The organism is Marinobacter sp. L-13 (assembly GCF_056857715.1).
Genome location: NZ_JBSXNQ010000038.1, coordinates 23,369 through 45,909 on the forward strand (window position 1 = coordinate 23,369; position 22,541 = coordinate 45,909).

Annotated in this window: 19 protein-coding genes; 9 read left to right on the forward strand and 10 right to left on the reverse strand. The window is 57.2% G+C overall.

Going from position 1 to position 22,541, the window contains the following annotated elements:
* Nucleotides 1–23: 23 nt before the first annotated feature.
* A complete protein-coding gene (gene waaA / locus AC13DD_RS03775; protein ID WP_008170840.1) occupies nt 24–1,277 on the reverse strand; it encodes a lipid IV(A) 3-deoxy-D-manno-octulosonic acid transferase in 1,254 nt (417 codons plus the stop codon).
* 121 nt (nt 1,278–1,398) lie between these two features.
* Between waaA and lpxL the strand changes: the two genes are divergently transcribed.
* From lpxL to AC13DD_RS03795, 4 genes are read left to right on the forward strand one after another with little or no spacing between them, the layout of a single operon-like run.
* Nucleotides 1,399–2,346 (forward strand): LpxL/LpxP family Kdo(2)-lipid IV(A) lauroyl/palmitoleoyl acyltransferase, encoded by a 948-nt coding sequence (lpxL, locus tag AC13DD_RS03780; protein ID WP_075267653.1) that lies wholly within the window; start codon nt 1,399–1,401, stop codon nt 2,344–2,346.
* Between the two features lie 47 nt (nt 2,347–2,393).
* Nucleotides 2,394–3,389 carry a mitochondrial fission ELM1 family protein gene (locus AC13DD_RS03785; RefSeq protein WP_053114346.1) on the forward strand — a complete coding sequence of 332 codons (996 nt, stop codon included), beginning with the start codon at nt 2,394–2,396 and terminating at the stop codon, nt 3,387–3,389.
* On the forward strand, nt 3,386–4,501 hold the full coding sequence (locus AC13DD_RS03790; protein WP_053114344.1) for a glycosyltransferase family 4 protein: 1,116 nt from the start codon (nt 3,386–3,388) through the stop codon (nt 4,499–4,501). Before AC13DD_RS03785 ends, AC13DD_RS03790 begins: the two co-directional genes overlap by 4 nt.
* On the forward strand, nt 4,498–5,553 hold the full coding sequence (locus AC13DD_RS03795) for a glycosyltransferase (protein WP_008170847.1): 1,056 nt from the start codon (nt 4,498–4,500) through the stop codon (nt 5,551–5,553). The genes AC13DD_RS03790 and AC13DD_RS03795 overlap by 4 nt, the downstream gene beginning before the upstream one ends.
* Nucleotides 5,554–5,576: 23 nt before the next feature.
* Here the strand turns inward: AC13DD_RS03795 and AC13DD_RS03800 are convergent, their stop codons facing one another.
* The gene (locus tag AC13DD_RS03800; RefSeq protein WP_008170849.1) at nt 5,577–6,371 is read right to left on the reverse strand and encodes a glycosyltransferase family 2 protein; all 795 of its coding nucleotides are present in this window, start codon (nt 6,369–6,371) and stop codon (nt 5,577–5,579) included.
* Between the two features lie 131 nt (nt 6,372–6,502).
* Between AC13DD_RS03800 and AC13DD_RS03805 the strand changes: the two genes are divergently transcribed.
* Genes AC13DD_RS03805 through AC13DD_RS03815 form a run of 3 tightly spaced genes read left to right on the forward strand, consistent with a single transcriptional unit; the run spans nt 6,503 to nt 10,829 of the window.
* Complete coding sequence (locus AC13DD_RS03805; protein ID WP_008170851.1) at nt 6,503–7,924, forward strand: mannose-1-phosphate guanylyltransferase/mannose-6-phosphate isomerase; 1,422 nt, start codon at nt 6,503–6,505, stop codon at nt 7,922–7,924.
* Complete coding sequence (locus tag AC13DD_RS03810; RefSeq protein WP_014576002.1) at nt 7,921–8,826, forward strand: lysophospholipid acyltransferase family protein; 906 nt, start codon at nt 7,921–7,923, stop codon at nt 8,824–8,826. Before AC13DD_RS03805 ends, AC13DD_RS03810 begins: the two co-directional genes overlap by 4 nt.
* Nucleotides 8,820–10,829, forward strand: a complete 2,010-nt coding sequence (locus AC13DD_RS03815) for a glycosyltransferase (RefSeq protein ID WP_482930868.1) — start codon at nt 8,820–8,822, stop codon at nt 10,827–10,829. The genes AC13DD_RS03810 and AC13DD_RS03815 overlap by 7 nt, the downstream gene beginning before the upstream one ends.
* On the opposite strand, the gene AC13DD_RS03820 is transcribed toward AC13DD_RS03815, so the two are convergent.
* Genes AC13DD_RS03820 through AC13DD_RS03835 form a run of 4 tightly spaced genes read right to left on the reverse strand, consistent with a single transcriptional unit; the run spans nt 10,788 to nt 14,780 of the window.
* Nucleotides 10,788–11,834: a polysialyltransferase family glycosyltransferase gene (locus AC13DD_RS03820; protein ID WP_273085665.1), complete on the reverse strand. Its 1,047-nt coding sequence runs from the start codon at nt 11,832–11,834 to the stop codon at nt 10,788–10,790. The genes AC13DD_RS03815 and AC13DD_RS03820 overlap by 42 nt on opposite strands.
* A 34-nt stretch (nt 11,835–11,868) precedes the next feature.
* Nucleotides 11,869–12,948, reverse strand: a complete 1,080-nt coding sequence (locus tag AC13DD_RS03825; RefSeq protein WP_482930869.1) for a CDP-glycerol glycerophosphotransferase family protein — start codon at nt 12,946–12,948, stop codon at nt 11,869–11,871.
* Complete coding sequence (locus tag AC13DD_RS03830; RefSeq protein WP_273085663.1) at nt 12,949–14,067, reverse strand: glycosyltransferase family 4 protein; 1,119 nt, start codon at nt 14,065–14,067, stop codon at nt 12,949–12,951. It abuts the gene before it with no gap.
* The gene (locus AC13DD_RS03835; protein WP_008170870.1) at nt 14,064–14,780 is read right to left on the reverse strand and encodes a 3-deoxy-D-manno-octulosonic acid kinase; all 717 of its coding nucleotides are present in this window, start codon (nt 14,778–14,780) and stop codon (nt 14,064–14,066) included. The genes AC13DD_RS03830 and AC13DD_RS03835 overlap by 4 nt, the downstream gene beginning before the upstream one ends.
* A 157-nt stretch (nt 14,781–14,937) precedes the next feature.
* On the opposite strand from AC13DD_RS03835, the gene AC13DD_RS03840 reads away from it, so the two are divergent.
* On the forward strand, nt 14,938–15,996 hold the full coding sequence (locus AC13DD_RS03840) for a glycosyltransferase family 9 protein (protein ID WP_008170871.1): 1,059 nt from the start codon (nt 14,938–14,940) through the stop codon (nt 15,994–15,996).
* A 23-nt stretch (nt 15,997–16,019) separates the two neighbouring features.
* Here AC13DD_RS03840 and AC13DD_RS03845 read toward each other — a convergent pair whose 3' ends face one another.
* The 3 genes from AC13DD_RS03845 to glnE form a co-directional block, all read right to left on the reverse strand.
* Nucleotides 16,020–16,427, reverse strand: coding sequence for a DUF6165 family protein (locus tag AC13DD_RS03845; protein WP_104271632.1), 408 nt, complete (start codon nt 16,425–16,427; stop codon nt 16,020–16,022).
* Between the two features lie 87 nt (nt 16,428–16,514).
* A complete protein-coding gene (locus AC13DD_RS03850) occupies nt 16,515–17,441 on the reverse strand; it encodes a branched-chain amino acid transaminase (RefSeq protein WP_473979224.1) in 927 nt (308 codons plus the stop codon).
* Nucleotides 17,442–17,518: 77 nt separating this feature from the next.
* Nucleotides 17,519–20,425 carry a bifunctional [glutamate--ammonia ligase]-adenylyl-L-tyrosine phosphorylase/[glutamate--ammonia-ligase] adenylyltransferase gene (glnE, locus tag AC13DD_RS03855; RefSeq protein WP_482930870.1) on the reverse strand — a complete coding sequence of 969 codons (2,907 nt, stop codon included), beginning with the start codon at nt 20,423–20,425 and terminating at the stop codon, nt 17,519–17,521.
* Nucleotides 20,426–20,505: 80 nt separating this feature from the next.
* Here glnE and AC13DD_RS03860 point away from each other — a divergent pair, with 80 nt between their 5' ends.
* Nucleotides 20,506–21,657 carry an ion channel gene (locus AC13DD_RS03860; protein WP_273085660.1) on the forward strand — a complete coding sequence of 384 codons (1,152 nt, stop codon included), beginning with the start codon at nt 20,506–20,508 and terminating at the stop codon, nt 21,655–21,657.
* Here AC13DD_RS03860 and AC13DD_RS03865 read toward each other — a convergent pair.
* On the reverse strand, nt 21,651–22,514 hold the full coding sequence (locus AC13DD_RS03865) for a CYTH domain-containing protein (protein ID WP_008170885.1): 864 nt from the start codon (nt 22,512–22,514) through the stop codon (nt 21,651–21,653). The genes AC13DD_RS03860 and AC13DD_RS03865 overlap by 7 nt on opposite strands.
* Between the last annotated feature and the right edge of the window lie 27 nt (nt 22,515–22,541).

The following is a 22,541-nucleotide window of genomic DNA, read 5'->3' on the forward strand; positions in this document are numbered from 1 at the left end:
CCCGCATCTTTTGGGCGGATGTATCACACCCGCTCAATAATCCCATCAACCACCTTGTCTAACGCCCCGCGGTTCTTGTTCACCACTTCCAGGGCTCGCTGACCAATCGCTTCACGTTCCTGACCGTCACTAAAAAGAGACGACACGTGAGCGGCCAGATCATCTGCATCGGTAACCAGTTTAACGCCCCGGTCATTCAGCAGGCTCTGGTATATAGTTTCGAAATTAAAGATATGCGGGCCTGAAAACACCGGAATACCCCATCCGGCGGGTTCGAGGGGGTTGTGGCCGCCGCGCTCGATCAGTGAGCCGCCTACAAAGGCCAGGTCACTGGCGCCGTAAAGCATCATCAGCTCCCCCATGGTATCTCCGAGATACACCTGGGCCTGGGCAGGGCCCTCTCCAAGGGAGCGACGGGCCAGAGTCAGCCCCTCCTTGACCGCTTTTTCTGCCACAGGCTCAAAGCGGTCGGGGTGTCTCGGAACCAGGATCAGCAGAGCGCCTGGATGTTCTGCCAAAACTTTTCCATGAGCCGCCAGCAGTTGATCGTTTTCGCTGCCGTGGGTGCTGCCGGCAATCCAGACTGGCCGCCCCGCCAGCTCCTGTCGGAGCGCCATAGCCGCAGCTCGCACATCTTCAGGGATATCAACGTCAAATTTGACACTACCCGTTACGGCCACTTTCTCAGGCGCAACGCCAATTCGCCGAAACCTCTCGGCGTCTTTCTCTGCCTGGGCCGCCACCCAACTGATACTGCGCATGATTGGGGCTGCGAGGCCGCGAATACGCTCATAGCCCCGGGCGGATCGTTCTGACAGGCGGGCGTTGATCAAAAACACCGGAACCCGGCGAGCCCGGCACTGACGAATCATGTTCGGCCAGATTTCGGTTTCCATGATGACCAGTATTCGCGGGCTGGCGCGATCCAGGAAACGCCGGATGGCGCCCGGCGTATCATAGGGTGCGTAGGCGTACTGCACCTGATCACCAAACATCTTGCGTGCCTGGGCCAGGCCGGTGTCGGTCATGGCTGTCATCAGGATGGTGATACCCGGGTTCCGGGCCAGCAATCGTCGAACCATGGGCGCTGCCGCTATGGTTTCACCCACCGAGACAGCATGAACCCACACAACCGTGCCGCTAGCCCGGGGCACAATGCCCAAGCGCTGGTACCAGTTGCGCCTGAGTTCCGGAGCTCGACGTCCGTTCCACCACAGGCGCAGCAGAATGAACGGCAGAATCAGCCTAATAAGCTGGGAATAGATAAATTGCAGCACACAGGACTCCGGGCAAAACAGTGCGCTATCATAGCGCAAAACCTATTGATTTGCTTCCGATTGATGGCTCGGGCCATTGTGCCACCATCAATCGATTCAGACTTTGCAGGACCGGCTTTACGTGAAAACGAAATACCGCAAAATACCGCGAAACACGGATTACTCGGCCTACCGCCATCCCCGATGGTGGCCCACCTGGCTGGGAGTCTTTTTGATGTGGTGTGTGTCCCGGCTGCCAATACGCGTTCAGTGGTGGCTGGGCAAACTGGCGGGACTGCTGGCGTTCCGCCTTGCCCGGGAACGTCGGCACATCGCCGAGGTGAACATTCGGCTGTGCTTCCCGGAACTCACGGCCGCTCAGCAATCTGCGCTGGTTCGGAAAGCGTTTATTGCCAATGGTATTGGCTTGCTGGAAATTGGCATCGCCTGGTTCCGCGATCCAGCCAAACTGACAGGCATCACACAGGTCCATGGCCTTGAGCATTTCGAGCATGCTCTGGCGCAGGGCAAAGGCGTTTTATTACTGGGAGGCCATTACAGCACTCTGGATCTGGGCGGGAGCCTGGTGACCGAGTTCATTGAAGCAGACGTGATGCAGCGGGACCATAACAACCCTTTGATGAACGCCGTGATGACGAGAGCCCGTGAACGCCGGTATGGCAACGTGCTCGGCGCCAAGGACCTCCGGGGCCTGTTTCGCAGCCTTAAGAAAAACCGGGCCGTCTGGTATGCCACCGATCAGGATTACGGCCGCAAGGATATTGTCTTTGCGCCCTTCTTCGGAATACCGGCGGGCACGATTACCGCTACGTCCAGGATCGCGGAGCGCAGCGGCTGCAAGGTCGTCCCGTTCAGTCATTTCCGACGTGACGATGGTCCGGGTTACGACATCTACTTCCATCCTGCCCTTGAGAGCTTTCCCAGCGGGGACGATCTTCAGGATGCAACATTGATCAACCAGACTATCGAGCGAGAAGTGCGGCGCGCCCCGGATCAATATCTGTGGATGCACCGGCGCTTCAAGACCCGCCCTGATGAGAACGATCCGGGATTCTACAAACGCCGGTAATAACGAACTCAGGCAACACGGAGGCCGGCAATACATGCCGGAACACCATGGCCAAACCCGAGCCCAGAACGCAGGATGCATCCACTCCGGTGGTGTGGCTTCTGACCGACAACAAGCCGGGTCACCGGAATCAGCTGAAGGGGCTTGGCAACCGGCTTCGCGTCCTGGCGGGAGCAAGCACCTACTGGGTTGATGCCTCCACCGTAGAGGTACCTCTGTGGCGGGCATTGCTGGCCTCTTCGCCACGTATGGAGGCGTCACTGCCTCGCCCCGATCTTGTCGTCGCGGCAGGGTCCGGCACGCATCGATTACTGCTTGCGCTGCGAAAACGTCGCGGGACCCGAACGCTGGTCATCATGAAGCCCGCGTTTCCGCTGTCTCTGGTCAGCGGCGCCCTGATTCCAGCCCATGATCGCGTCCAACCAGGCCCGCGGGTGCTGTTAACCGAAGGCGTTCTGAACACCATCACACCCCTGGCCAGAATCACCGAGAAACGGGAAGCGTTATTACTCATAGGCGGGCCTTCGCCGCACTTCGACTGGGACGACGATGTCGTCCTGGGCCAGATATCCCACCTGATCGGTCAGTACCCTGACTGGCGCTGGACCATCAGCACCTCACGGCGAACACCGGAGCCCCTGCAGGACCGCCTCGACGACATGGCCGGAGTGCGGATCACCGTTGTTCACCCCCAGCAGACCCACGAGGATTGGCTAAGCCATCAACTTTCCGCCTCACGGGCGGTCTGGGTGACTCCCGACAGCATGTCCATGGTTTGCGAGGCGGCAACCTCCGGAGTGCCAACGGGCCTTTTCGAGTTGGCGGCGAGACCCGGCAGCCGGGTCGTGGACGGAGTGGAACGGCTGGTCCGGGACGGCTATGTTGCCAAGTGGACGGATCACGCCAGCGTCATGGCCGGCAGGGCCGACCACAACCAGTCGCTCTGGGAAGCCAATCGCGCAGCCCTATGGGTCATCGAAAACGGGTTACTGCCAAAGAGCCACAAAACCAATCAACGCCTGCCCAAGGGGGCCCAGCCTTGAGAATTCTTCAGGCACTTCCAGCGCTGTACAGCGGCGGTGTAGAAAGAGGTACCGTAGAGTTCGCTGCAGACCTCGTCAAACGCGGCCACGAATCCTTTGTCGTCTCCAAGGGCGGACCCATGGCGGAACAACTGCGGGGACAGGGTTCAAAGCATATTTTCATGCCGATTCACCGGAAAAATCCGGCGTCCTTCGGGCAAATCCTGCCGATGCGAAAACTGCTTCTTGAACTGAAGCCGGACATCGTTCATGTCCGCTCGCGCATGCCCGCCTGGATTATCTTCCTGGCTCTGAAAAGCATCCCGAAACGGGAACGCCCGGCGGTTGTGTCCACATTCCACGGCATGTATTCGGTAACACCCTACAGCGCCATCATGACCCGCGCCGATCACATCATTGCTGTGTCCCAGTGTGTGCGGGACTACGTGATGAACAACTACCCCGTTCCGGCGGAGAAGCTGACGGTTATTCAGCGTGGTGTCGATGTGGATGCGTTCCACCAACGTGAACTTAGCCAGCAATGGCTGGACCGCTGGTTCCGTCAGTATCCGCAGCTTGCCGGCAAGAAAATCATCATGATGCCCGGACGGATTTCCCGCTGGAAAGGCCAACTGGATTTCCTGGCCATGATGGCGAAGCTGGTGCGCGAGCGGCCCGATTGCCATGGCATCATTGTCGGTGGCGCGGAGCCCGGCAAAGAGCACTTCCTGGATGAACTGGAAAAGGAGCGGGCACGCCTGGACCTGACCGACAAGGTCAGCTTTCTCGGCCAGCGCAATGACATGACCACGCTGTACCTGCTCGCCGATGTGGTCTGCCATATGAGCACCAAACCGGAACCCTTTGGCCGGACAGTGACCGAAGCCCTGGCTTCGGGAACACCGGTCGTGGCCTATAATCGTGGCGGGGCGGCGGAAACACTGCAGGCGTGCTTCCGGGAAGGCCTGGTGGCGCCGGATAACGTGGAGGAGTTCGCAAAGGCCGTTTCCCGGATGTTGGATGCCGGGCCTCCGGCCATTGAGATCCCCTACCGGTTCCGCCTGGAGGCACAAACAGAAGCGAGCCTGGCCGTTTACGAGACGGTGCTTCAGAATGCCGCAAGTCGATCATGACCTCACCGCCCCGATTTACGATCGCCCTTCTGATTGCCACGCCCGGCACAACCTGGGGCGGCATGGAAAAACACACCGCCGATCTGGCAGCCAACCTGGCCAGACGGGGGCATTGCGTCCATGTAGTGGCTCACAAAGACTACCGGGATAGATTTCATTCCGGCATCCACTTTCATGCGCTGCCCGTTCAACTGGGGCGACGGAACCTCTGGCTCCAACTGGCCCTCCGCCGGCGACTTCGAGAAATAGCACCTGATATTCTGCACGCCCAAGGCAACAAGGCTGCACAACTCGCGGCGAAAACCGGAAACCTTGTCCGCGTGCGAATCGGCACGGTGCACGGCACCAAGTCCAACCATAAGGCATTTGATCGACTTGATGAGGTCATTGCCGTAAGCCCCCAAATTCTGGCAGCCCTGCGACATCCCCGAAAACACTTGATCTATAACGGCGTGAACTGCAAGGGCCAAGGAATTAAAACTGACGACGGCCCGAAGCTACCGTCAGGAGTCACCAATGTCATCGCCGTGGGACGACTCGAAACCGTTAAAGGTTTTGATGCGCTGATCCGAGCATGGGCCATGCTCGGCGACTCCACTCATCGCTGCCATCTCACTATTTTCGGCGAGGGCAGCCAACGGTCACAGCTGGAAAAGTTCATCCGTCAGTCTAAACTGGAACAGTCGGTCACTCTGGCAGGGTTCAGGGAGGATCTGGCGCCCGTCTATGACAAGGCCGAATTGACGGTGATCAGTTCCGAACGGGAAGGCTTTCCCTATGTACTGGCGGAGTCCCTTCTCAGTGGTTGCCCAGTGGTCTCCACTCCGGTGTCCGGACCGCGGGATATTCTTCCAGAATCGTCTCTCAGCGCAGGGCATCGGGATCGGGACCTTGCCGAACTGATAACACGAGCGCTCTCTGATCTGGAAACACTGAAACAGAGCGAGCAGCCCGCCATGGATTTTGCCCGTAAAACTCTCACGATCAACGCCATGGGGGAGCAAACGGAAGCGCTGTACCTGAGGGCAATGGGCGAGCAACGAGGCACCTGATGTCCGCTGTATTCGGCAGAGACCTACCGGGTATTTTCCCTCTCAAATTCGGATAGCATCTGCATCTCCCGAGCCTTGGCCAAGCGCATGAAGTTCCTGTTGGCTGCGGTAATGGCAACGCTTAGACCAAACCAACCGTTCAGGATCTGGCGGTGCAGCAGGTAATATTTCAGGAACTTCAGGGGAAACTCGGCAAACAGGCGGGGGCTGGAAATTCGCCGTCCCTTTGCGGCGATAAAGCGGGCCTGCTCCGTCGACAACTGGCAGTACTTGCGCTCCATCTGCTCCAGAGAAATCAGCGTGCGGTGCAACACATCGCCCTTTAAATCCACAACCCGGCCAGCCTTCACCTGCGGCCGGTCATTGTTGCTGTCTTTTTCGGGCTCAATCACTGCCTTGTTACGATTGTAGAGCCTGAGGATCTTCTTCGATTTATCATGGCGGAACGGATGCCGGGGATCCGGCTGGGACAGCACCCAGCGCATCCGGAATCCCGCAATGGCCGGGTCAATCGGCTTTGAAAACAGGTCCTGGATGTTGGCCACAAGCTCGTCCGATAGCACCTCATCCGCATCCAGGTCCAGCACCCAGTCATTACGACAAAGGCTTGCAGCAAAGGCTTTCTGGCAGGCAAACCCCTGCCAGTCGTTATGAACAAAACGGGCACCCGCCGCTTCAACAATGTCACGGGTTCGGTCAATACTTCCGGAATCGACTACGATAATCTCATCAACCCAGCCGGAAACCTTTGCGAGGGATTCCGGCAATCGCAGTTCTTCATCCTGGGTGATGTAATAAACGGATAACGGTAGCTTCATCAAAATTCCTGGTATCGGGCAATCAGTTTACGGACTGGTCAAAACAATATCATGGTTGCCTTATGATAAGATGGCGCGCCTGATTTTGATGTTTTTCTTGGCATTCTCTAACTCAAGCCCGGAGTGTACAGATGATTCACCCCGTCATTATGGCTGGCGGTACCGGCTCACGCCTTTGGCCGATGTCGCGCCAGCTGAATCCGAAGCAGTTCCTGAAACTGACCAACGGCCCCCTGTCGATGTTGCAGGCCACCGTTGCGCGGCTTGAGGGCATGGACGCAGCAAACCCTCTTCTGATCTGCAACGAGGAACACCGGTTCCTGGCTGCGGAACAAATGCGGCAATCCGGCCACGAGGATACGCGGATCATTCTGGAGCCCTGTGGCCGGAATACGGCGCCGGCGATTGCCTTGGCAGCGCTGCAGCTGACCGAGGCTGCAGAAAGCGGTGCCGATGATCCCCTGATGCTGGTGCTGGCAGCCGACCACCTGATCAAGGACGTCACCGCCTTTCAGGAAGGGGTGAAGAAAGCCATTCCGCTGGCGCGGGAAGGGAAGCTGGTCACCTTCGGCATTGTCCCTAACCATCCTGAAACTGGCTACGGCTACATTCATCGAGGCACCGAACTGGGCCCTGACAGCTACCTGGTGGACAAGTTTGTCGAAAAGCCGGACCAGGCGACCGCCAATGGTTACCTCGATTCCGGAGAGTACCTCTGGAACAGCGGAATGTTCCTGTTTGGTGCCCGTCAGTACCTCGAGGAGCTGGAAGCCCATCGCCCTGATATCCTGGCCGCGTGCCGTGCCGCCATCGCAGACACCGCCGATGACCTGCACTTCACGCGAATCAACGCCGAACGCTTCGCCGAATGCCCGTCAGACTCGGTGGACTACGCCGTCATGGAGAAGACCGACAAGGCCGCCGTGGTTTCCCTGGATGCCGGCTGGAGCGATATTGGCTCCTGGTCCGCGCTATGGGAAGTCAGTGACAAGGACGCGGCCGGCAACAGCCTGACCGGCGACGTGATCACCCATAACACCGCCAACACGCTGATCCGTGCCGATAGCCGGCTGGTGGCCACCGTTGGTGTGGACAACCTGGTGGTTATCGAAACCAAGGATGCCCTGCTGGTCGCCCATAAAGACAGTGTTCAGGACGTCAAAACCGTGGTGGAACGGATAAAAACCGATGGCCGCCACGAACACATGAACCATCGGGAAGTCTACCGCCCCTGGGGCGTCTACGATTCCATCGACAACGGTGCCCGCTATCAGGTCAAACGCATCACTGTGAAACCCGGCGCCAAGCTCTCCGTGCAGATGCATCACCATCGCGCCGAGCACTGGATCGTGGTAAGCGGCACGGCCCGGGTCACCAACGGCGAGAAAACCTACCTGGTCACCGAGAACCAGTCCACCTACATTCCGGTTGGTCAGGTGCACTCGTTGGAGAATCCGGGCGTCATCGACCTGGAACTGATCGAAGTTCAGTCCGGCTCTTACCTGGGTGAAGACGACATTGTTCGTTACGAGGATCGGTACGGTAGGAAATGAGCAAGCTCAAGTATTTCATCATCGCCGGGCTGCTCAGGATTGCCGGCTGGCTATCCCTTGCCGGTGCCCAGAGGGTAGGTCGTTTCGTCGGTTATCTGGTATGGCGATTGCCCACCAAATCTCGCCAAGTAACCGACATTAACCTGTCCATTTGCCTCCCCGAACTTTCAGACACCGAACGCGCGGTTATGTCAAAGAGATCCCTGGCCCAGACCGGCATGACCATGCTCGAGGTGCCCTTGATGTGGGAGTGGCCGGTGGAGAAATGCCTTGGCCTGATCCGGGAAACCGAAGGCCTGGATCTTATCGACGAGGCCATGGCCGGCGACAAAGGCCTGATTCTCCTGGCGCCGCACCTCGGTAACTGGGAGCTCGCCGGGTTGTTCTTTTCCTCACGCTACAAAATGGCAGCGCTCTATAGTCCGCCGAATATGCCCGAGTTCGAGGACTACATGATCAAGGTACGCGGGCGACTTGGCTCGGAGCTGGTCCGGGGCGACCGCCGCGGCCTGGCCAGGCTCGCCTCGATTCTTCGGGAAGGCGGGGTTGCCGGAATCCTGCCGGACCAGTCGCCCCGCGGAAAGGGCAACGCCTTTGCGCCTTTCTTCGGCATGGAAGTGAAAACCATGACTCTCGTATCCAAGCTGATTCAGCGCACCGGTGCCAACGTGCTGATTACTTATGCCGAGCGCCTGCCCGACGCTTCCGGGTTCCGGATCGTTGTACGTGAGACCGGCCCGGGCCTCGGTGACAAGGATCCTGTTGCCGCGACCAGTGCCATGAATCACGCGATTGAGCAATGCGTGCGAGAAATCCCCGAGCAGTATCAATGGGAATACAAGCGTATGCGACATCGGCCGCCCGGCGAAATCAACCCCTATAATCCGGACCGAGTATGTTGAACCCCAGACTCGCCTTTCATGCGCTGCTGATCATCGGGCTCGGCGGCGCGCTCCTGTCCTCAAGCATCCTGGCCGGCGCGACTCTCTTGCTAGCGATTGCCGGAATGGTGCTCAGTGCCCGCAAATCTTTGTATAAAGACGGCTGGGACAAACCCAAAGAGCTCAGGCTGCTTCACTTTTCCTTCTGGTTCTTCGTGCTGGTGAGTTTTCTGTCCTGGGCCCTTGAAGGGTTTGATTACGAGGGTGGAAAAACCCTGGGCACGCACGCCCGGTTCATCCTGTTCTGGCCCCTGATTGTTGCCATCAGCTATGCACGGATTGGCGCCCGCACGACTTTCGCCGCCATCGGACTGGTAGCCGTGTCTGTCATCGGGATTTTTCTGGTGACCATTGCTGCCCGCCAGGGCGCGCTTGGTCAGGTCTTGAATTCCCGTTTTGGCGGTGGAATCAACCCTATCAGCTTTGGCAATCTCGCCCTCCTGGGGGGCATGTTGACGATCGTCGCTGCCATGTTTTTTGTCCGGAAAAAAAGGGGGGGCCTGGCGGTACTGTTTTTTATCGGTGGAACGGCGGCCGTTCTCATTTCCATGTTGTCGGAAACCCGCAGCAATCTGGTAGCTCTACCCTTCCTTCTGGTTGGGCTGACACCACTAGTCGGTAAAAGACTTCGAATTGCCGGATTGATTGTCGTGCCAATGCTCGTCGCCGGCGCGATTATTACCAGCGACCGCATGTCCAGCTCGCTCAATGGACTGCTACATGATGGCCAACTGGACTCCGGCATGGAAATTCGTCTGGAGGTCTGGGGGCAGGCGCTGAACATGCTCAGAGAAAGCCCCTGGTCGGGCGCTGGCCTTGGTGGCTATACCCACCGCATAGAATCGGAAGTTGCCGCGGGCAATCTGCCAGAGCATTTCCTGGACTGTTGCACGGGGCATGCGCATAACGATCTGCTGAACAATGCCGCAACCAGCGGTATTCCCGGCATTCTCAGCTGGGCCCTGCTTATTTTCATTCCGCTGGCCATCTTTGGCAGAAACCTGTCCAGCCGCCACGCAGCCACGGCGCACCTTGCGGCGGCTGGCTGCATGGTATCCCTTGGATACTTTTTCTTTGGCCTGACCGAAGCCACCTTCAATCGGACTTTGTTCCTCACCTTCTATCTGCTGGCTGTTAGCTCCATCGCCTCGGCCATGTTTACAGAGTTGAGTGCGTCCTATGTTCGAAACAGGGCCCGCAAGGTGTCTGCCACTATCATCACGAAAAACGAAGAAGACCACATCACCGACTGCTTGAAGTCCGCAAGGCTGGTTGCCGACGAAATTATCGTTCTGGATAGCGGCAGTACTGACAGAACGGTGGAACTGGCCAGAGAGCTTGCAGATGTTGTCGAAGTCACAGACTGGCCTGGCTTTGGCATCCAGAAACAGCGAGCTCTCGAGAAAGCGACAGGAGAGTGGGTGCTGTCACTGGATGCCGATGAGCGTGTCACACCCGAGCTGGCAAGGGAGATCAACGATCACCTGGCAGATCCTGACGCGGACGCGTACAAGCTTCCCTGGGCCGTAACGATCTACGGCAGCCGCCTGGATTTCGGGCGCAGCGGCCGAGCCCCCCTCCGGCTGTTCCGTCGCGAGGGAGTAAGCTTTTCGGACGCCCTCGTACACGAGCGGATACTGATTCCGTCCGGACGCAAGATCAAAACCCTAAGGGGCCGCCTGACACACTATACACACAGGGATTTCGGCCACTCGCTGGAAAAAAGCGCCAAGTACGCATGGCTTGGCTCACTGGAGAAACATCGCAAAGGCAAGAAGACCCGCACCATGATCTACCCCACCCTGCGGGGCCTGATGACATTCGTGCAGGTGTACTTTATCCGGTTCGGGTTTCTGGACGGTGCTGTGGGCTATCTTACCGCTGTGACTTACGCACAGGTAACGTTCAACAAATATGCAGGGTTATGGACTCTGGACCGGCCGGCCCGCTTCGAAAAGTCGTGACCCCCGAAGGAGCGTCGTTTCCACGCCGACGCTCCCGAACATACGCCTTATTTCGTCATAGTAAGGGAGCCGGGCGCCCAGAGCGGCATCATCGATCTGGAACACCCGGATTTCCGGGAATATCTTTTTCAGGGTAAACAGAGCGGTTGAAGCAAAGCTGTAGAAAGCGAGATAGATTTCCCCGGACAGGGCCACTTCGACCTCGATCGGACGACCGGCCTGCCGTATCTCGAGCGGAAATTCCGCCAGCAAAGCCTCCAACTCTTCCCTGCTTTCCTTTCGGTGCATGAAGTACACCACGCGGCTATCAGGATGACGCTCCACCACGTGCTGGATTTGCAGTTTCAATTGCTGAAGCCGATCCTCACCACCAAAGGGTTGGCCAAGGAACCCGACCATGGGCGTCTGGCTATTGTCACAGGGCGTTTTTTTGAAAGTTTTACGAAACACCGGGAAATCGTGAACACGCACCTGGACAAGCTCGGAGTTCGGTAACGGAAAGAAGGTGAAGAATGCGATCACCTCCGGAACAACACGATGGATCCTGATCCCCATGGTTCGCAAAAGTCGCTTCTTGGCCGGTGAAATCCGGGAGGCGATGCCCTCGTCGTGAATTGCATGGTAATAGGTTACTGTTGCCAGGCCGTCATCCACGAAAATCAGCTGTTCGCTGTCGAATCCCCGATAAAACACTTCGTGAATCCAGCTGGATTTGTTTCCGATAAACAACCTCTCAATAGTTCGCTTTGAGAGACTCCTGGCAACTGACCCCAGACGAAGGTAAAAGGAACTCTTTTTAAGATAGATGGTTTCGATGCCCTGCCAGCCCAACGCCTCGGCCAGGAAAGCCATTTGTCCCTCGGTCTCGCGATTATCAGGTCTAGCAATGATGAGCAGTGTTTTTTCGGAGCTGCAGCCATAGTGGTAACGAGCCTCGGAGCAACTGATCAGTTGCAGGGGCGTACTCGCAACAAAGACATTGATTGGGCTTGCGGCGCTGATCAAATCGTTCGTTTCCTGGTCGGGATCTTTGCTTGGTCTATCCTGAGCTTTCAGGTGCCATGCGTGCAAGTTCCTTCCGCAACCGGCGCCGGACTTTCAGTTTGCGTAACAGGTTTATCGGCTTTGGCTTGAGTTGGCTACGCTTGTTGATCAGGAAGTCCTCGACCGCATCAAGAACCCGCTTGCTGGAACGACCATCCCGGAAACTGTGCAACTGGTCGCAAAGAGCTCGCGTTTCTGTCATCAGCGGATCGGGATACTGCACCGCCTCTTCCAGAGCTTTCTCAACGTTCGCCACTTCCTGGACATCGATCAGATAGGGCCCCGGCATTTTGGTTCTGAATGTGACCACCGGGCGATCAAGGAACATGAATTCGAACATGATGGACGAAGTATCGCAAAGCATCACATCCGCCTCAGGAAGCAGGGGCAACAAATCCTCATCGCTTTCGACAAAGCGAAGGTTCTCGCCGCTCAGATTGCGATACTGATCCACAACCGCCGGATCCATTTTCGGATGAAGCGTTACAATGAACTTCCAGCGACCACTTCTGGAGAGCTCGCCGATCTTCTCCACCAAATCCGGAGCTGACGTAACGGACCGGCTGAACGTTGAAGCGTAAAAAACAACCGGCAACTCATTTTCCAGACGGTTTCTCTTCCCGATTTCATTCCGCGACAGCAATGGATCGAGCTTTGGCCAACCTGTGTGAGCAACCCCGAAATGCTGGTACCGCTCGGCCAGTTCACGGAACTTTTCCGTGTCTTTAAGGGCATGCGTACAGTAAAGATCGAACCATCCCCGAATTCGGTAATGGTCACTTTCATCTTCGCTGCTATGGCCCCGCTTGTTGCGCGCCATGCCATGGAATACCTCAACCTTGATTCCGGGAAAAAAGTAGGGCACCCAATCACCGGGAACGAAGGTCGCATCCGCGTTGTAATCCATGACCTCTTTTACGGAAACGAGACGGCGCTCATCGGCCTGAAGTGGAGCTGTTGAGCACCCGGCGACGAACCAGGCAGCCTCATCGCCCCGGCGCCGTATCTCTTCCTGCAGCGGTCGCAGTATTGAATAGGAATAGGGTTGGTTTACAAAAAACAGGTACCGGCGCATTCAAGCCCTGCCCGTCAGCGATTTGTATAGCTCACCCGTCTCAGTGACGGTCTGTGAGGTGTGAAAATGCCGGGCTATCCGTTGCCTCGCAGCCTGCCCAAGAGAGGCCGCCAATTCACGATCGCGGTAAAGCCGCTCAATAGCCGCTGAAAGCCCGGGAGCATTTTTCGGTTCAACCACAATACCGCTGACGCCATCTTCCACCAGCTCCGGCATACCGCCAACACTGGTCACTACCGGCGTCACTCCGTAGACCATCGCCTCGATGACGGCACGGGGCAGTCCTTCCCTTTCCTTCGAGGGAAGCACAAACACATCACTGGCCGCCGCTATGGCCGGCGCATCGTTGCGGTAACCTGTAAAGTGAATCCGCTCGGGGTGAGAAGTGGCAGCGGCCTGCGACTGAATCTCTTCGTTATCAATAACGTCTCCCACCAGCAGCAAATGTATATCTACATCCTCAGGCAGCTTATCGATCGCTTCAATCAGGTCATCGAAGCCTTTTCTCGGGGTATTTCTCCCGGTGCAGCACACCACGAAGGCATCTTCCGGAACACCAAACTGTGTCAGGTCGGCCTTAGGCGATTGATACCAGTCCAGGTCGTGCCCTTTGTAGATTCTCTGAAGCTTCCGTTCAGGAATGTGCATCCACAGAAACCGGAGGCTGGCCAGGTAATCCTTGATGGCATCAGCGACACAGACAATCTTGCTGACGCGAGGATGCAGGAAGGTAATCCAGGATTCCGGATTGAGAAAACTGATGTTACCGATCACACCACGATAGGCGACGATCTTGATATCCGTGCCCCGGGAAGCCCGTAATCCGCAGGCCAGGGCCCGGGGATTATAGGCATGAATGACCTCGTAGTTTTTCTTGGCCAGTTGTTGGCGGATGGACTCGGTGCCCTCTTTGTCAAAGCGGTTCTTCAAGGCCATGGGGCAGGCAACCATGCCCTCGTCGACAAGACGCTGATAGTTCCGGCCCTTGGGGTTACACATGACGTCGACGTCGAACCCGGCCTTTCTGAGCCCGATAAAGAGTTCAGTCTCCGGACGATCACAGGCATCCGTAAGACAAAGTATCGACGGAAGCGATCCGCCCTGTTGTGGATTGGTCAAGTGGCCATTCCCCTGTTGTATCCGTTCATGAAATAACTCCAGGTTTTTGCCCGTGCGTCTTCTCCGGCCACCTTTACCAGCGATCGCGAGAAGCGATCAAGATTGGCCTCTTTCCAGCGCGCCGGGGCACTACCAGTCATCAACCTGCTCTTGTCGAAATCAATCAGAAAGTATTCGTTGCCCCGGACCAGTACATTGAAGCAGTTCAGGTCCGCATGCATGACGCCGGCGTCGTGAAATCGACGAATGGTTTCTCCAATGGACGTCCACGCCTCATTGTCCAGCTCCGAGATAAGGTCAGCCAGGGGCGTAGTGTTCTCCAACCGTTCAATGATGATGGCGGCCCGGTACTGAATTGGCGACAGTTTGCGATACCAGGCCGCAACAGGACAGGGTACGGGAAGCCCCTGGCTAACCAGTTTGTTGAGCAACCGGAACTCTGCAAAGGACCGCACATACTCCTCGCCGGTGAAGGCATAGGCGTATCGCGCAAATTTCGCCATCAACCCGCCCCGGCGATATTCTCGAAGCACCAGTCTGTCCTCTCCGGCCTGCAAAAACCAGGCGCCGCCGCGGCCCCCGCTGCTTACCGGGCGGGCTTGATTGCCCCAAGAGGCGGAATTGAACCAGTCCTCGGTAACCCTGCCCTCGTAATCCGGGTGAATCAGCATTGCCGAAGCCCTTTCCCGGATACAGATTTCAGACTCCACCATGCTGGGCCCCCGGTCACCGAAATTGAAAGAAGGCACGTACTACCCACTCACGCCGGGACGGAAACGCGCGAGTAAGTTAGAATGACGGCCAGTTTACCAATGATTGCCGACAAAGCTCCACAGCACCAGGCCACAACCTGAACCGGATCAATATCTGATGAACTCCATCTGCATTCTTCGCCTGTCCGCCATCGGCGACGTGACTCACGTAATACCTGTCGTACTGAGCCTCCAGGAGCAGCTTCCCGGCGTGAAGATTACCTGGGTTATCGGCAAGATCGAAGCCAAGCTGGTTGGCGATCTGCCCGGCGTTGAGTTCATTATTTTCGACAAAAAGACTGGTCGCAAAGGCTACGCTGAGCTTCGCAGACAAATGACGGATCGCAAGTTTGACGCGCTGCTTCACATGCAGGTGGCTTTCCGAGCCAACCTCGCCGCTGCCTGCATTCCGGCCAGAGTCAGAATTGGCTATGACAAGGCCCGCAGCAAGGATCTGCACAGCCTGTTTATCAACCACCGGATCAAACCGGCACCGAAGCAGCACGTGCGAGACTGCCTTGCCAGCTTCCTCGAACCTTTGGACCTCAAGGCCGCGCCGCCGCGCTGGCAGATTCCGTTGAAGGATTCAGACCATGAGTTTGCGCGCGAGCAACTGGCTAATGACCGCAAGAACCTTGTAATAAGTCCGTGTGCCAGCCACACACTGCGTAACTGGCCCGCTGAGCGTTACGCACAGCTGGCTGATCACGCGATTCAGAAGCACGGTATGAAGGTGATTCTGGTGGGCAGCCCCGCCCCGTTCGAGGCCGAGTACTGCGCCGCCATCGAAGCCGCAATGAAGGAAAAAGCGCACAACATCTGCGGCAAGGACACCCTGAAGCAACTGACAGCGTTAATGACCCATGCCGACCTCGTGGTAGCGCCCGATACTGGGCCGGCACATATCGCCAGTGCGGTGGGCACCGATGTCCTTGGGTTGTTTGCCGCAAGCAATCCTTACCGCTCCGGGCCCTATAATTCTCTGGACTGGTGTGTGAACCGGTATCCTGAAGCACTGGAGAAGTTTACCGGCAAAACGGTGGAACAGGCCCGGTGGGGGGCGAAAGCAGAGTTCGAGGGGGCGATGGACCTGATCACGGTTGCAGATGCCACGAATATGCTGGATCGGTGGGTTGAAGTTAACCCGGTGGCCAAAGCTGAAAGCTGGGTCAGATGAAAGCGTTCATCTGACCCAAAATTTCACTTCCGTGCGGTGTAGTCTTGGTAGGACTTCTCTTCCACGAAACGAGACCCCAGGGCCAGGTTGACCTCTTTTTTGATCGCAGCGCGCTTGTCATTGGTGACGTATACAGCGCGTGCCAGCTCAATAAATCTCGCGCCAAAGTCCTGGGCGGCTTCCTGATCCCGAATATCGTCTTCAATCACCCACAGCTCTTCGTTGACCGCTTTCAGCTGCTTGCGGAGATCGGCGATTTCAGCAGCCTTGTCCTTTACCGCCTGGTCCCAGGTAGCGCTCAGCTCATCAAGCTCAAGCCGGACATTCTTGACCTTCGTTTCATCCTTGATGCGCTCGGACTTGATTTCGAGAATGGTGATTTTGTCCAGCACCTCGCCAAAAGATACCGGTACCTTGATAACGTCTGCCATTTGCTCGTCCCGCCAGTAAACAGGGTGTGTTAAACAACAAAGCCGCCGGGCTGAAACAGCAAACGGCGGCCTGCGGTTATTCTGGAATCAGCCTTTTACGTGGGTCAGCCAACCGCTGTGCTCGGCCAGCTTGCCCTTGACTGCATCAAAGTACATAGACTGAAGCTTCTCGGTCACCGGGCCACGCTTGCCGGCACCGATCACACGGCCATCCAGTTCGCGGATCGGCAGCACCTCGGCCGCTGTGCCTGTGAAGAAGGCTTCGTCGGCGATGTAGACCTCATCGCGGGTAATCCGGCGCTCCTTGATCGGAATGTTGAGCTCACGCGCAAAATCCATGATCGTGGCACGGGTAATACCCTCCAGGCAGGAGGTGAGTTCAGGCGTATGCAGCACACCATCACGCATGATGAAAATGTTTTCTCCGGAGCCTTCGGCAACGTACCCTTCGTTGTCCAGCAGCAGGGCTTCCTCGGCACCACCGGAAATGGCCTCGTTCAGGGCCAGCATCGAGTTGATGTAGTTGCCGTTCGCCTTGGCCTTGCACATGGTGATATTGACGTGGTGGCGGGTGTAGGAGGACGTGCGCACCTTGATCCCCATTTCCTTCGCTTCCGGTGACATGTAGGAAGGCCAGCTCCAGGCCGCAACCATTACGTGCACCTTTAAGTTATCAGCCCTGAGCCCCATACCCTCGGAACCGAGAAACGCCATTGGGCGCAGGTAGGCTTCGTCAAGATTGTTTTCCCGTACCGCTGCACGCTGGGCCTCGTTGATCTCGTCCTTGCTGAACGGCATCTTCATGTTCAGGATGTGGGCGGAACGGAAAAGACGATCTGTGTGCTCTTTCAGGCGGAAAATGGCCGGGCCATTCGCGGTATTATAGGCCCGCACACCTTCAAAACAGCCCAGGCCGTAATGCAGGGTGTGAGTCAGGACGTGGGTCTTGGCATCCCGCCAGGGAACCATCTCACCATCCATCCAGATAACGCCATCGCGATCAGCCATCGACATTCTTCATTGCTCCTAAAAAAGCGTTTTTCGGGGGAACCGGCATTCTAGCAGGAAAATCTGCCGGAATTGAATTTGCCTCAGGCATCAATCATCACTTTTTTCCACATGGCGCGGATGTAGTCACGCTCCTCTGTGAAGGCATCGCCATCGACCTGGCTATTCAGATTCTGCAGCGCCCGTCGGTGAATAGTAGAGCGAAGGGCGATGAAGGTTTCCCGGAGCTTTTCAGCATCTTCCACAGCCATCACACCGGCCTTTCCCAACTCTTCCATCTGACGGATATTGTCGGACCACTGGGTCAGTTCCGGATGATCGGCACACCAGGCCAGCATCAGGTACTGGACGATGAACTCGATATCAATGATGCCGCCGGTATCGTGCTTGATATGGAATACCTCGGCCTGCCGGCTCTCCGGTGTGCCCAGACTGGTCCGCATTTTTTCCCGCATGTCGACGACATCCTTGCGAAGCGCGTCACGGTCCCTTTGCTGGCAGAGAATATCGTGCCGGATGCTTTCGAAGGCTTCGAGCGTTTCCTTGCAACCCGCCACGCCTCGGGCGCGAGCCAGCGCCTGATGCTCCCAGGTCCACGCATCTTCACGCTGATACTTGTCGAACGCCTGCAGCGTACTGACCAGCAGGCCTGAGTTGCCGGAGGGCCGGAGACGCATGTCCACTTCATAGAGCTGACCAGACGGCGTCTGGGTGTTCAGGATGTGGACAATCCGCTGGCCCAGTCTCGTGTAGAAAACCGCATTATCGATGGGCTTTTCGCCATCGGTGGCCAGTTCCGGATCGGCCTTGTGGACGAAGACCAGGTCAAGATCGGAGGTATACCCAAGCTCTATACCACCCAGCTTGCCATAGCCAATGATGGCGAAATCGGTCTCGCAGGCGGAACCATCTTCCCTTCGTGGGTAGCCGTGGCGGCTGACCAGATTGGCGAAGGCAACATCCACCACGTGGTCCAGGACCACCTCGGCGATCCAGGTCAGGTAGTCACTGACCTTCATCAACGGCAGAGTACCTTTGAGCTCCGACGCCGCTACCCGCAGGATGTGGGCTTTTTTGAAGTGACGCAGAGATTCCATCTGGTCTTCCAGATCCTCAAACGGAATCCGCAGCATCTGCTGGCGCAGATCGTCCTGCAACTCAGCCTTGGCCGGCGGATGATAGAGGCTTTCGGCGTTCAGCAGTTCATCAAGCAGCAACGGCGTTTCCGCCAGTTGCCTCGCAATCCAGGGACTTTCACTGCACAAACGGACCAGCTGGGTACAGGCGCCCGGGTTTTCCAGCAGCAACACCATATAGGCCGTTCGCCGCAAGATGGCCTCGACCAGCTGCAACACGCGAGACAGGGTCTCCGAGGGATTATCCACCTGGGTGAGCGCCTCCAGCAGCATGGGCATGAATTGATTCAGCCGTTTGCGACCCTGAGTCTGGAGCGTCTGTACCGTCCGGTTGTCACGCAGTTCTGCCAACTCCGCCAAGGTGCCTTCGGGGTTTTCGTAGCCCCGGGACCTCAGCCAGTCAACCGCTGCACTGTCTTCCGTTTCTGCCAACCAGAGTTCAAACCAGCCCTCTTCAAGCGACTCTTGCCCCTCGTCTTCTTCGTCTTCGGTGGCAATGATATTGGCAAAATGGGTCGCCACCCGCTCACAATGTTCCCTGAGGCTCTGTTCACAGCCCTGCCAGCTGTCAAATCCCATGATCGTAGCAACCCGTGCCTGGGACAGTTCATCTTCCGGCAGCAGCTGGGTCTGTTTGTCCTCCATACCCTGAAGCGCATGTTCCAGGTTTCGCAGGAACACATAGGCGTCGCGCAGTTCACGGACCACCGGTGAAGGCAATAGCTCCAGTTCTTCCAGCTCCTTCAGGATCACCAACAGCTCCCGCTGCTGGAGTTCCCGGTCACGACCACCGCGGATGAGCTGGAACGCCTGGACCACAAACTCAATCTCACGGATACCGCCGCTGCCGAGCTTGATATTGTTTTCCAGTCCCTTGCGGCGTACTTCGCGGCCGATCATGGCTTTCATGCTGCGAAGGGATTCAAAAGCGCTGAAATCGATATACTTCCGATAGACAAAGGGGCGCAGGCTTTCCATGAGAACCTTCCCCGCCCTCTGATCGCCGGCGACCACACGGGCCTTGACCATGGCATATCGCTCCCAGTCCCGCCCCTGATCCTGATAGTAGGTTTCGAGCGCAGCAAAGCTCAGAGCCAGGGCACCGCTCTGGCCGTAAGGCCGCAGGCGCATGTCCACACGGAAAACGAATCCGTCCGCGGTTATCTGGTCGAGGGCCTGGATCAGCCGCTGACCCAGACGGACGAAAAACTGCTGATTGTCGAGGGAACGTCGGCCACCAACGGTTTCGCCCTTTCCGGGGAAGGCAAAAATCAGGTCGATGTCTGAGGATACGTTCAACTCCCGGCCACCAAGCTTGCCCATGCCCAGGACAACCATCTTCTGGTCGGACTCTTCGCCGGTGACCGGATCAGCACCTCGAGGCGTGCCATATTGCTCGCAGGCGTCCTGGTACAGCCAGTCAAGGGCGCCTTCAATGCAGATATCGGCAAACGCGCTGGTCGCCGCCATGGTTTCGGCCAGATCGGCCCAGCGCATCAGATCCCGCCAGATAATCCGGAACTGGGACTCCATGCGAAATTGCCTGAGGGCCGAGTGCAGTGCCGGCTCGCCATCGACGCCTGCCAGATAATCCTGCCATCGGCTCTGGAGATATTCAGGGGTCGTGGGCTCCGTGAGTAAACGGGACGCCAGCAGGGGCTGAACCTGCTCTGGATGACGCTCCAGAGTCTGGCGCAGGAAGAGGCTGCGGGAGATCGCAGTAGCGACCACAGCGTCATCCATGCCCTCTGGAGAGGTCAGCCAGGCCGGAACCCCCTCCGGAAACACCGAACTCCAACACCCGGCGACATCCTCAGCCAGCAGTTTCGGAAGGCCGTGCCATGGTTCGGACATAATGCAAACCCCTGTCTCTCTGTTATATTTCCGGTACTGTATAACGAACTTCTCCGCAACTGAACAGGCCCCTGACACGGATGCAAAGAAACCGACGCCCACTGAATCCGGAGCATCAGGAAACCCACCTGCCCATGGGCGGACTCATTCGAAGCCGGATGAAGCGCCTGTTCGCGATCCTGGGCGTGTTGCTGTTAGTTCAGATCCTGATCATCTGGGCGGCCGAGGACCTATCACTTTCCGAAGCCGCCTGGCTGACCATGACCACGCTGGTAACGGTCGGCTATGGCGATTACGCACCCCAGACGATGATCGGGCGGTTCAGCACCATTGTGCTGATGTTTATCTCCTCAATTACGCTGCTGACACTGATCGTCAGCGACTATATCGAATACCGGTTCTACCGCCGGGAACGTATTTTGTCGGGAAGGTGGATCTATAAAATGAATAACCACATCATCATCATTAACACGCCCCAGCACGGCGGCGACCAGTATTTTATGAGATTTGCTTCCCAGATTCGGGAGATTCCAGGGTACGAAACCATTCCAATCATGATTCTGACCCGGAAGTTTCCAATGGGGCTACCCACCGAGCTCTCGGACATCGGGGTGGTGCATCACCACGGAGCAGGCTTTGATCCAGAGGCGCTGAAGGCCGTCCATGCAGGCAGCGCGAGGCATATCATTGTGCTGGCCGCAGACGAAGCGGACCCATTTTCAGACAGCCTGACGTTCGATATTGCCCACCGCCTCACAGAAATCAATCTGGGCCATCGCACCATTGTCGAGTGTGTAAACGACCAGAACCGTGGGCGCTTCAAATCCCTCGGAGTGCGCATTGTGCTCCGCCCAGTGAGAACATACCCGGAGATTATGGTTCGTTCTGTGGTTGCACCCGGTTCCGAGAAAGTGCTGGAAGATATGTTCAACTACGAGCATGACCACCCTCATCGTTATGACTTGCAGCTGGACGACCTGAATTGGGCCGACATCGTAAGCGCTCTGGTACGCCATGGCATTGGCACCGCTCTCGCCTACATTGATGAAGATGACGAGGTTATCTGTCATCCGCCAACCAACGAAGAAATCGAAGGCAAGGGGCTGATAGTACTGGTTAAATCTTCTGAAACACCGGAGGTCTCTGTGGTGCAGGAAGCACTGGAGCGGTACCGGGCATTCCTGAAGCAGTGGCGCGCCCATTCCGCGGATCAGGAAACCGGCGATTACTGACCGGCAGTGGCAAGCTGTAACTGGAGGACACCCAACGTCGTGGAGCCTTCAGCGAGATCACGAATTGCAGCGCCCGTGGCCAGATCAGACATCACACACTCCCAGAGTTCACCGCACCCTGCGGCGCCAGCCGCATTTGCGACGCGCGACAGGTCGTATTCCTGTGCAGGAAACGGCTGATCCAGCAACCAACAGACACTCAAGGCCTGAAGGAATTCGGTAATGGAAAGCGCCTCGCTTTTACGCGCCGGCTCCGGGTGATACAGGCCCGCCAGAAAATAGCCCTGCTCGGCCTTACTGACCAGATTCAGGAAAACCGGCACTTCCCTGGCCAGCTCGAGCGCCCAAGCCACCAGCTTGCTGTCGTCCCCACTCTTGAGCTCAAACTCCACCTCGTGGAGCGGCCACCTGGCATCATTGCCGGCCACAGTGCCGGAATCGACTGCTATCTCAATGGAAGTCTGCCCTTCTTCCAGCCAGAGCACCTGGCGCTGAAAGTTGGTTTCAAACACAATCTGGAGCCGGCTGAGGTCCAACCCGGCATTCAGCGGTGTGTCTTCCAGTAACGACAAAGCCAGTTCAGGACTGGATACAGGCCACTCCCACTCCTCGCGTCGGTGGGCGCCATCAACGAATTCGCCCCGGGTTTTCAGGGTCTGGATATAGTCATCACCTGCTTTGCGAACCCTCAGCGCAGCTTTGGCTCGATTCAGATCGGCATTGGGCGTGTCGAAATAGTGATTGATCAGGGATTTGGTTTTTCCAGCTCGGACTTCAGGAAGTGAGGAAAGCCACTTTAAAGCCTGTGCCTGTGCGGCCTCAGAAACACTGAGCTTGATTTCCAGTTCGGTTGCCATGCCAATGCCTTATTTTTCGGGATTCAT